Origin of the sequence: Mesorhizobium sp. M0208, assembly GCF_040322015.1 — a bacterium.
Taxonomy (GTDB): domain Bacteria; phylum Pseudomonadota; class Alphaproteobacteria; order Rhizobiales; family Rhizobiaceae; genus Mesorhizobium.
In genome coordinates, this window is sequence record NZ_JAMYSP010000007.1 from 199,407 (window position 1) to 209,100 (window position 9,694).

Sequence of the window (9,694 nt, forward strand, 5' to 3'; positions counted from 1 at the left end):
TGCCGGCGTGAAAGGAGGCATCATGCTGCATAATGACCCCATCGCCGCGCTGACACCAGAGGTCATAGGCTGGCGGCACCATATCCATGCCAATCCGGAGCTCGGATTCAATGAATACGAAACGGCGCGTTTCGTTGCAGAGAAGCTGCGCTCCTTCGGCGTCGACGAGGTGCATGAAGGGATCGGCGGCACCGGCGTCGTCGGTGTCCTGCGCAGCGGTGGCGGCGCACGCGCCATCGGCCTTCGCGCCGAGCTCGACGCGCTTCCGGTGCTGGAGAAAACCGGCTTGGCCTATGCCTCCAGGAAAGAAGGAGTAATGCACGCCTGCGGCCATGACGGCCACACCGCTATGCTGCTCGGCGCCGCCAAACTGCTCAGTCAATCGCGCACCTTCGACGGCACCGTCACTTTCATCTTTCAGCCGGCCGAGGAAAACGAGGGCGGCAGCATGCGCATGATCGAGGACGGCCTGTTCAAGCGCTTTCCGGTCGAGGCGGTCTATGCGGTCCACAACTGGCCGGGCGTCAGGCTGGGGACGATCGCTGCCCGCGCTGGTGCGCAAATGGCGGCCGTGGATAATTTCGAACTGATCTTCGAGGGTCTTGGCGCGCATGCCGCGATGCCGCAGCTCGGCGATGACCCGATCCTGGCCGCCGGCGCCTTCGTGCAAGCCGTCCAGCGCATCGTCAGCCGCTCGGTCGACCCGCAAAGCGCGCTTGTCGTCAGCCTCACGCAGATCCATGGCGGCAATGTCGGCAACATCGTGCCGGGCAAGGTCTGGCTGCAAGGCACCTGCCGCTTCTTCGAGCCCGAACTTTCCGATCACTGCGAGAGGCTGATCGGCGAGATCGCACAAGGCATTGCCGCCGCGCATTCGCTCAACGCCAGGCTCGACTACCGGAAGGGCTATCCGCCGCTGATCAACACGGCGGACGCGACGACCCGCGCCGTCGAGGCGGCGGCATCCGTCGTCGGCCGGGAGAATGTGTTGACCGAGTTCAGCCCCAGTCTCGGCTGCGAGGATTTCGCTTTCATGATCCGCGACGCCGGCGGCTGTTATGCGTGGATCGGTGCCGGGGAGGTCGGCCCGGGCGAAGGCCTACATGGCGACCGCTACGTTTTCAACGACGAGATCGTGCCGACGGTGATGCGCTATTACGTCAACCTCGCCGAGCAGACGCTTCCGCGGGCCGGTCCTTCTACAGCAGTTTTTCCGGCGTGATCGGCAACTCCCGGATCCGCTTGCCTGTGGCGTCGAAGACGGCATTGGCGACCGCAGCGGCAACGCCTGTGGCGCCGAGCTCGCCGATGCCCTTGCCGCCGATCGGGCTGGCATGCTCGTCCACCTCGTCGACGAAGTGGATTATGATGTCGCCGGGAATGTCGGCATTGACCGGAATGGCGACCCCGGAAAGGTTCTTCGACAGGAACCGCCCAAGCACCGGTTCGTGCCTGCTCTGCTCCATCGCCGCCATGCCCCAGCCCCAGATGATGCCGCCCGTCATCTGGCTGCGTGCGGTGCGGGGATTGACGATGCGGCCGGCGCTGTAGCTGCCGACGGCGCGACGAAGCCTGAGCAGGCCGAGCCCCGGATCGACGCCGACCTCCATGAAGATCGCGCCGAAAGTGCGCATGGCGAGACCTTTGCCATGCTGCGCCGGATCGAACGACCCGGAGCCGATGATCTCGCCGATGTTGGTATGGCTCATAACGTCGGCGATCGTCTGACCGCCGGCAGCGCCTTTGCGGCGAATCTTGCCGTCCTGCATCTCCACCTCGTCCGGCAGCAGATTGGCAAGACGGGCAAGCTGCGAACGCGCATCTTCGGCGGCCGCAAGCACCGCCGCGCCCACCCCCATGGTCGATGACGAGCCATAGGTCGGTCCCGCCTCCGGCAGCTGCGTATCGCCCATTTCCAACTCGATCTTCTCCATCGGCAGGCCCAGCACGTCGGCCGCGATCTGCGGAAAGATGGTGAGTGTTCCGGTCCCTATGTCCTGGGTGCCGGTGCGGATGAGCACCCTGCCGTCCCTGTGCAGCCTGACCTCGGCTGCAGGCGTCGGGTGGCGGAAACAGCCCATGCTGCAGGTTGCCATGCCGTAGCCGATCAGCCAATCGCCATCGCGTTGCGGCTTGCGCGGGCGCTCGCGCCAGCCGAACAGGCGGGCGCCTTCCTCATAAGCCTCGCGCAGCTTCTTCGATGACCAGGGCTGGCCGGTGGCCGGATCCGTGTCCGCATGGTTGATCAGACGCAGGTCGAGCGGATCGATGCCGAGGCGGTGGGCGAGCTCGTCCATCGCGCTTTCGAGGGCCCAGGTACCCGGACCCTCGACCGGCGCGCGCAGCGCCGTCGGCATGGCGACGTTCGCGCGCTCGACACGCTGGCTGAGACGCATGGCCGGCGTGGCGTAAAGACCCTTCGAGGCTTCGGTGGCGAACTCGACGAAATCGTCGCTCACGGTGGTCAGGTTGACCACGTCCTGTTGCACGGCGGTCAGCTTGCCCGACCTGTCCGCCGCCAGCACGATCTTCTGTGCCATGCGCGGCTGGTAGCCGAGGCAGGAATAGGCATTGGCGCGGCTCAGCGCCAGCCTGACCGGGCGCTGCATGATGCGCGCCGCGGCGGCGGCCAGCACCTGATGCGGCCAGATCCAACCCTTGCCGCCGAAGCCACCGCCGGTATGGCGGGAAATCACGCGGACCTTCCCGGCGGGGACATTCAAACGGGCGGCAAGCACCTGGCGGACACCATAGACGTGCTGCGTGGCGTCGTGCAGCGTCAGCTCTCCGTCGTTCCACTCAGCGAGCGTCGCCGAGGGCTCCATGGCGTTGTGGTGGCGCGACGGCTGCAGGTAGACGGCTTCGACCATGGCGGCTGCGTCGCTAAGCCCGCGGTCGACGTCGCCCTTGGTAAATGTCGGCTCCAGGAACAGGAAGCCGCTCTCCCTCGGCACGACCGCAGCCTTGTCGATGGCGGTCCACTCCGGCGGTGCCGGCAATTCCGGCTCGGCGAACTCGAAGCGCAATGCGACGTGGCGGGCACCGGCCTCCGCCGCCTCCAGCGTCTCGCCCAGCACAATGGCAAGCGGCTGACCCTCGTGACGTATCTCGTCGCTCTGCATGGGCATGAAGCTCTGCGCTGCCGGTGGGCCTTCGGCCTGCTGCATCTGCGTATCGGGCTCGGCCCTCGGCGATGCGAACCGGCCGAATTTGGGCATGTCCTCATGCGTGAGCACACGCACGACGCCCTTCTCGGCGAGCGCGTCGTCGACCATGACCGACGTCACGCGGCCGGCCGGAACGGGCGCGGTCACGAGTACCGCATAGAGCAGGTCGGGGGCGAAATAGTCGGCCGCATAGCGGGCGCGGCCGGTGACCTTGACGCCGCCGTCGGGGCGGGCAACAGGCTGGCTGATCATCATGACGACATCCTCGCTGCTCTTTCGATAGCCCGCAAAGCGGCGGTCTTGGCCAGTTCGATCTTGTAGGCGTTCTGCGACAAGGGACGCGCTTGGGCGAAGGATTGCTCGATAGCGGTGCTCAACGCCTCGCGATCGCCGATTTCGGCACCGGCGAGCTGCTCCTCGGCGGCGCTCAGCCGCCACGGCCGCAGCGCCACGGACCCCAGCGCCAGGGCCGCCCGACGGATGGTTTGGCCGTCCATCTCCAGCACAGCGGCGGCAGAGACGATAGCGTATTCGTAGGATTCGCGCTCGCGCACCTTGAGGTAGGCCGATCGCGGCGCCGGCGCCGGCAGCTCGATTGCCGTGATCAGTTCGCCTTGCTGCAACACATTGTCTGCCTCGGGGCGCGTGTCGGGAAGCAGGTGGAATTCCGCTGCCGGAATGCGCCGGCCGCCGCTGCGGTGCGCGGTGACGATGACCGCATCAAGTGCTGCCAGCGCCACGGCCGGGTCGGATGGCTGGGTGGCGACGCAATGCTCGGTCCAGCCGAATATCGCGTGATTGTCGTTGATGCCATGCAATGCCGAGCAGCCGGAGCCGAGCTGACGCTTGTTGCATGGCAACTGCTCTTCGGCACGGAAATAGGCACAGCGCGTCTTCTGCAGAAGATTGCCGCCTATCGTTGCCAGGTTTCTCAGCTGCGGCGATGCGGCGTTGAGGATCGCCTGGCTCAACACCGGATAGTCGCGCGCGACCAACGCATGCAGCGCGACATCGTTGAGATGCATCAGCGCGCCGATCGTCAAGCCGCCGCCGGGCAGTGGTTCGACCTGATCCAGCCCGTCGAGGCGGGAGATGTCGATGATCCGGGTCGGCTCGGCAATGCCAAGGCGCAGCCAGTTGAGCAATTCGGTGCCGCCGGCGAGAAAGGCGCTGTCCGGCGCGGCACCGGCTGCGATCGTGTCGCCCAGGCTGTCGGCGCGTGCATAGACGAATGGGGTCATTGGCTCGCCCTCCCGGCGGCTGCGCGCACCGCCTCGACGATTTGCGGATAGGCCGAGCAGCGGCACAGATTACCGCTCATCCATTCGCGGATCTCGGCATCGGAGCCGGTATGTCCCTCCTCGATCAGCGCCGCCGCCGACATCACCTGGCCGGGCGTGCAGAATCCGCACTGAAAACCATCATGATCGATGAACGCCTGCTGCACGGGATGAAGCGCATCGCCGTCTGCCAGCCCTTCGATCGTCGTAACCTCGCGTCCCTCGCAGGACACGGTAAGTATCATGCAGGCATTCACACGCCGCCCGTCGAGATGCACGGTGCAGGCGCCGCACTCGCCGAAATTGCATCCCTTTTTCGTTCCGGTCAGATGAAGCCGCTCGCGCAGCAGGTCGAGCAGCGTGACGCGGGGATCGAGATCGGAAAGGCTGTGATCCTCTCCGTTCACCCGCAACTTCAATAGGTGCCGATCGTGGAAGTTCATGTGGGGTACCTCGAAGCACATGCCGTACTCGCCGCAAGGACTCGTCCAGCAAGCAGCCACCCACCTGTCGAGGCGAAAATAGGGCGGTCGATTCCGGGGAAAAGGCGCTGCCGGTCAGGGAAGCAAAAAACATGCATTTGAGATCTGCGGCGGAAAAGCCCTGAATGCCGCCGCAAAAAGTGTACTGTCACCGTAATTCGTAATTCGGATGTGAAGTAACGCTGAAAGATTTATGGAGTAACGCATCAGCTTGGTTAGCCAGTTTCCTGGGAGTCATTTGCCGATATAGGCGGCTAGCTCGTCAGGTGTCCCCATGGGAAAGGCGCGTTTCAGATGGTCGAGGAATGCGGAGACGCGCGCGCTCAGCAGCCGCCGAGAGGGATAGAGTGTCCACAGGGCGATGTCGGGTCCCTCGACATCGCCCCAAAGTACCAGCGTTCCGTCCGCCAGATCATGGCTCACTAGCGACACTGGAAGGCGTCCCGCGCCGACGCCCGCTCGCACTGCGTCCCGGACCATGATGAGCGACGACAGCGCAAGGACGGGCTCGATCGCGATTGTTAACCGGCCAGTGGGCGTCTTCACGTCCCAAGCCCTGCGATCTGTCGAACGCATGACGGCCGGGGTTGCCAGGCCTTCGGCCGGCCGGGCGAGGTCAGGAGTTGCCACGACCACCAGCCGATCACGCAGAAAGGCTCGCCCAACGAGGCTCTCATCCGGATCCGGATTGACCCGGATCACCAGGTCAAATCCCTCTTCGATCATGTCGACGACGCGGTCTTCGGTCGTGACCTCGAGCCTGACCTCCGGGTATTTCAGGGCGAAGCCGGCGGCGATCTTCCCCATCGCGGTCTGTGCGAACAGCAATGGGGCGCTGATCCGCAACCGGCCGCGCGGCCTTTCGCCGCCTGAGGCGATCGCCGCCGTCATCTCTTCGAGCTCGGAAAGCAACCGGCCCGCGCGCTCGAAAAGCGCACGTCCTTCCTCCGTCAGTTTCAACACGCGCGCGCCACGCTCGAACAGCCGTAGATCCAGACTCGCCTCCAGCTCCGCCACGCGTCGGGACAAGGTGGCCTTCGGGCGCCCGGCGGCGCGGGCGGCCTTACCGAAGCCCCCATGGCGGGCGACCAGATTGAAATCAGCAAGGGCAAGTAGATCCATGTGTTCCACCTGTGGGACGGCGTGTCCAGATATAACGCCTACCGACACAAATGTGGATCACTAATTTTGTGGGACGCCATCCGGCTCAACTCAGGAGTAATCCCATGACCATTCTCGTTACCGGCGCGACCGGCAATGTCGGCCGCAACGTAGTCGAACAGCTTGTGAAGCGTGGCGCCGATGTGCGCGCTTTGGTTCGCGATCCCTCGAAGGCCAATTTCCCCACTGGCGTAGATGTCGTGCAGGGCGACCTGCTCGATGTCGATTCCCTGCGCAAGGCGTTCTCGGGCGTCTCCACCCTTTTCCTGCTGAACGCGGTGGTGGCCGACGAATACACCCAGGCGCTGGTGGCGCTGGCCGTTGCTCGCGAGGCCGGCCTCGAGCGGATTGTCTACCTGTCGGTGATCCACAGCGATCTCTACGTCAACGTGCCGCATTTTGCCGGCAAGTTCGGCGTCGAGCGGATGATCGAACAGATGGGGCTCAACGCCACCATCCTGCGGCCCGCCTACTTCATGGACAACGACATCACGATCAAGGACGTGGTGACCGGCTACGGCATCTATCCGATGCCGATCGGAGCCAAGGGCATCGCCATGATCGACGCGCGGGACATCGGCGAGATCGCCGCGATCGAACTCATCCGCCGCGAGCAGGCCGCGGCGCCGCTGCCGTTCGACCGCATCAACCTGGTCGGCCCCGACACGCTGACCGGCGCGGATGTCGCGGCCATCTGGGCGGATGTCCTCGGACGCCATGTCCCGTATCCCGGCGACGACACCGCCGGCTTCGAGCAGAACCTGCGGCAGTTCATGCCGAGCTGGATGGCGCTCGACATGCGCCTGATGGCCGAGCGCTTCCTCACGGACGGCATGGTCCCCGATGCCGGCGATGTCGATCGGCTGACCGCGCTGCTGGGCCGGCCGTTGCGCTCCTATCGCGACTATGCGGCCGCAATTGCCGTCTGAGCCCCATCACCGACGTTCTGTCCAGAAGAGATATCATGATTTACTCGACCGCTACCGTTCCGGTGAATCCCCGAGGCGAGACCAAGCTGACCCGTGCGCAGATATGGCAGGGCCTGGAACTCAAGGCGCGCGACGCCCGCCTGTTCCTGCCCGCAGGCCTCTGCACCCGTTGCGACGTCGTGGAGGAGAGCGCGACCCACTTCGTGCGCGAAGCTACGATCGCCGGTGCTGATCTGCGCGAAATCATCACGATCGAGCCGGAAAGCAAGGTCACCTTCTTCCAGGCGGCCGGTCCGCGCGAAGGCGCGGAAATCGCCTTCATAGCTAGTGGTCGGGTCATTCACATCAGAAAGTTGCGCCAACGGCAATTGCAACCAGCTGGTGAGCGAGCTGCTTTAAGCACGGACGAAACGCAAAGCCAGTCCGTCAAAACGCGGGTGTAGATGACGTACTGCTTCACGGCTTTGTCCAGTTCAAGCGTTGTGCCTGACAAGGTAGTGGCCGAAGCATTGTCTAACGTCAACGTTCGTTGTGCCTGACCAAACGCTGAATAGCGGCGAACCCAAAGGCTCCCCAACGCAACGTACCCCGACTGTGCGCGTTCTAGTGAAATGGGAGAGCGCCATAGCCGATCTGACGGGGGTGGCCTGATGACAAATCGGAGCAACAGGGATGGCAAAGTTTAAAGAAGCCCTTGAGCGCGGGAAGAAAGCTCGCCGTCAGCAGGAGGAGCCCGTCGGCGGCGCGGAGATGGGGAAGCGAGATGGCCCCATGGCGGACTTCAGCGATCAAGCAAAGGCTTGGCTAAACGACGTCGTGATTGCATCGCTGGAGGCGGCCAAGGCGGACGTGGCAGGCGAGGTGACTGTCGACATAGACACCGCGCCACGCCGGCAGGTCAAAGCTTTAACCCCGTCGATTCGTTTCCAGATCTACAGGAAGCGAGAATTGGAGAAGACGCCTAGAAGAACCTATACGGTCAACGTTAAGGTGAGCGGGGCGGTGTCCGTATCTTCGCCGGGGATGGTGACCAAAGATGTGGGAAACATGGGGGATAGGTCCGACCTACGGGTCCGCACCGAACGTGGTCGAAATTGACGCAGCCAAACGGAAGGTTATTGCCGAAGTTGTGCGGCGGTGGATCACTTCAGAGGTAATCCGCAATTACCTTCGCAACCTGCTAAATCTGCCCGTAGAACGGGAGCTGCCGGCTGAGCAAAAGCATTTGCTGCAGGAACGTGATCGGGCCGACAAAGAGTGACTGCATGGCGCTCCATTGGTTCTCCCCGCCGGTCCCTGTCAGCACCGAGGGTAGCGGTTCGACGCGGAAGGTTAGCAACGCTGAAGCAGCCGCTGAGGAACTCCTGAAGTGGACCAACCATGGCCTTCAGTGGAACCTCGCGGTGCACGTATGCCTCGCTGTGATTGCCGACGAGATGGAGCCTGAGGAGTGCCGCAAGGCATTCTTGGCGGCTGCCAAGGAAGAGGGGTTGGTGCTACGCTCGTCTCATAGGGCCGAATGTGCCAGTTACCCGAGCCCAGTTCCCAAACATTCCTGATCCCTAATGCAACCATTCCCTCATCTCCGAGTTGCGCGACAGGCGGGGAAGCTCGGCCGACATGACAAAGCGCGACAAAGCCGGACACAAGTCCCTTCCAGAAGCCGTTCGGCACCGCCGTTCGGCACCAAGGAAGGGGATGTGATGCGTGCATATTGGTTGATGTGCATTGCCGCGCTTGCTCTCAATGCCGCGCCGGCGGCAGGGGAACCTTCGGTCGAGCGAGGACTCTACATCTCCATCATCGGCGGCTGCCACGATTGCCACACCGAAGGATATAGCGAAAGTGGCGGCAAGATCGATCCGGCCAAGGCTTTCAAGGGAAATGCACTCGGCTTTCAGGGACCGTGGGGAACCAGCTATGCGGCAAACCTACGGCTGACGGCCGCCGACCTCACAGCCGACGGCTTCGTTTCATATCTTCGAGGCCTTGAGACTTATCCACCGATGCCGCGGTATAATGTACGGGCTATGAGCGATGAGGACAAGAAGTCGCTCTATCTCTATATCCGCACGCTCGGTGACCCAGGCGAGCGAGCGCCGGCTTTCGTGCCGCCTGGCGAGAAGGTCCATACGCCTTATATCGTCCTCGCCCCGCCCTTGTCGCCGCCCGCCTGCACACGCGATTTCGATTGCGGTGTAGGAGAAGTCTGCGATCCCAGTGGCTCCGGGCAGTGCGTGAAGAGATAACGCTCAGACCAACTGGCCGCCATCGCGCACTGGCCGCTGAGGCCGGACCTCGGGGTCGACGATAGGCCGGGAATAACATCGTTGCATTGCCGGCGGCTTTGACCCCGAGCTGAGCATTTCGACGATTGTTAAATCCAAAGAATCACCACAGGAGGGTGGCCGTCGAGCGAGTTTTTAGCAGCCCATTTCCGCAGCCCCTTAGTGTGCAACTTCGGAAGCTGCCGACATCAATTCCTCGGGATTCGGCGCTCTGAAGGTGTTGAGGCCATCCTCCAGAACTTCAGTGAAGTTCCAGCGTACGATGCCCGCACGGTCGATTAGGAATTGACCGACAAGCTGCCCCTGGCTGGAAGCCATCGCCTGCTGATCGACTTCCGTAATCTCATAACCTTCCTTCTTGTTAAGAAATTCATTCATTGCCATGAC

Annotated in this window: 9 protein-coding genes and 2 pseudogenes; 6 read left to right on the top strand and 5 right to left on the bottom strand. The window is 63.3% G+C overall.

From position 1 onward, the window contains the following. The first annotated feature begins 22 nt into the window (after nucleotides 1-22). Nucleotides 23-1,222 carry an amidohydrolase gene (locus NKJ17_RS10435; RefSeq protein WP_352688223.1) on the top strand — a complete coding sequence of 400 codons (1,200 nt, stop codon included), beginning with the start codon at nucleotides 23-25 and terminating at the stop codon, nucleotides 1,220-1,222. Here NKJ17_RS10435 and NKJ17_RS10440 read toward each other — a convergent pair. The 4 genes from NKJ17_RS10440 to NKJ17_RS10455 all read right to left on the bottom strand — a co-directional run bounded on the left by NKJ17_RS10440 (nucleotide 1,200) and on the right by NKJ17_RS10455 (nucleotide 6,051). Continuing rightward, a complete protein-coding gene (locus NKJ17_RS10440; protein WP_352688225.1) occupies nucleotides 1,200-3,422 on the bottom strand; it encodes a xanthine dehydrogenase family protein molybdopterin-binding subunit in 2,223 nt (740 codons plus the stop codon). The genes NKJ17_RS10435 and NKJ17_RS10440 overlap by 23 nt on opposite strands. Next, nucleotides 3,419-4,408: an FAD binding domain-containing protein gene (locus NKJ17_RS10445; RefSeq protein ID WP_352688227.1), complete on the bottom strand. Its 990-nt coding sequence runs from the start codon at nucleotides 4,406-4,408 to the stop codon at nucleotides 3,419-3,421. Before NKJ17_RS10445 ends, NKJ17_RS10440 begins: the two co-directional genes overlap by 4 nt. Further along, nucleotides 4,405-4,890, bottom strand: a complete 486-nt coding sequence (locus tag NKJ17_RS10450; RefSeq protein WP_352477698.1) for a (2Fe-2S)-binding protein — start codon at nucleotides 4,888-4,890, stop codon at nucleotides 4,405-4,407. The genes NKJ17_RS10445 and NKJ17_RS10450 overlap by 4 nt, the downstream gene beginning before the upstream one ends. 273 nt (nucleotides 4,891-5,163) lie before the next feature. Next, the gene (locus NKJ17_RS10455) at nucleotides 5,164-6,051 is read right to left on the bottom strand and encodes a LysR family transcriptional regulator (protein ID WP_352688229.1); all 888 of its coding nucleotides are present in this window, start codon (nucleotides 6,049-6,051) and stop codon (nucleotides 5,164-5,166) included. Between the two features lie 104 nt (nucleotides 6,052-6,155). Between NKJ17_RS10455 and NKJ17_RS10460 the strand changes: the two genes are divergently transcribed. The 5 genes and pseudogenes from NKJ17_RS10460 to NKJ17_RS10480 all read left to right on the top strand — a co-directional run bounded on the left by NKJ17_RS10460 (nucleotide 6,156) and on the right by NKJ17_RS10480 (nucleotide 9,268). Then, complete coding sequence (locus NKJ17_RS10460) at nucleotides 6,156-7,019, top strand: SDR family oxidoreductase (RefSeq protein WP_352688230.1); 864 nt, start codon at nucleotides 6,156-6,158, stop codon at nucleotides 7,017-7,019. Between the two features lie 35 nt (nucleotides 7,020-7,054). Continuing rightward, nucleotides 7,055-7,333: pseudogene (locus NKJ17_RS10465) on the top strand (AtaL-like protein); the annotation flags it as partial. A 358-nt stretch (nucleotides 7,334-7,691) separates the two neighbouring features. Beyond that, nucleotides 7,692-8,117, top strand: coding sequence for a hypothetical protein (locus tag NKJ17_RS10470; protein ID WP_352688231.1), 426 nt, complete (start codon nucleotides 7,692-7,694; stop codon nucleotides 8,115-8,117). A gap of 167 nt (nucleotides 8,118-8,284) precedes the next feature. Next, nucleotides 8,285-8,578 (top strand): DUF982 domain-containing protein, encoded by a 294-nt coding sequence (locus NKJ17_RS10475; RefSeq protein WP_352688233.1) that lies wholly within the window; start codon nucleotides 8,285-8,287, stop codon nucleotides 8,576-8,578. A gap of 144 nt (nucleotides 8,579-8,722) precedes the next feature. After that, a complete protein-coding gene (locus NKJ17_RS10480; RefSeq protein WP_352688235.1) occupies nucleotides 8,723-9,268 on the top strand; it encodes a hypothetical protein in 546 nt (181 codons plus the stop codon). 198 nt (nucleotides 9,269-9,466) lie between these two features. On the opposite strand, the pseudogene NKJ17_RS10485 reads toward NKJ17_RS10480, so the two are convergent. Beyond that, nucleotides 9,467-9,694: pseudogene (locus tag NKJ17_RS10485) on the bottom strand (AhpC/TSA family protein); the annotation flags it as partial.

Bases quoted from the DNA above. Each gene is read 5' to 3' on its own strand.
- NKJ17_RS10470 (WP_352688231.1), top strand. From the start codon at position 7,692: ATGGCAAAGTTTAAAGAAGCCCTTGAGCGCGGGAAGAAAGCTCGCCGT.
- NKJ17_RS10475 (WP_352688233.1), top strand. From the start codon at position 8,285: ATGGCGCTCCATTGGTTCTCCCCGCCGGTCCCTGTCAGCACCGAGGGT.
- NKJ17_RS10455 (WP_352688229.1), bottom strand. From the start codon at position 6,051: ATGGATCTACTTGCCCTTGCTGATTTCAATCTGGTCGCCCGCCATGGG.
- NKJ17_RS10440 (WP_352688225.1), bottom strand. From the start codon at position 3,422: ATGATGATCAGCCAGCCTGTTGCCCGCCCCGACGGCGGCGTCAAGGTC.
- NKJ17_RS10480 (WP_352688235.1), top strand. From the start codon at position 8,723: ATGCGTGCATATTGGTTGATGTGCATTGCCGCGCTTGCTCTCAATGCC.
- NKJ17_RS10445 (WP_352688227.1), bottom strand. From the start codon at position 4,408: ATGACCCCATTCGTCTATGCACGCGCCGACAGCCTGGGCGACACGATC.
- NKJ17_RS10460 (WP_352688230.1), top strand. From the start codon at position 6,156: ATGACCATTCTCGTTACCGGCGCGACCGGCAATGTCGGCCGCAACGTA.
- NKJ17_RS10450 (WP_352477698.1), bottom strand. From the start codon at position 4,890: ATGAACTTCCACGATCGGCACCTATTGAAGTTGCGGGTGAACGGAGAG.
- NKJ17_RS10435 (WP_352688223.1), top strand. From the start codon at position 23: ATGCTGCATAATGACCCCATCGCCGCGCTGACACCAGAGGTCATAGGC.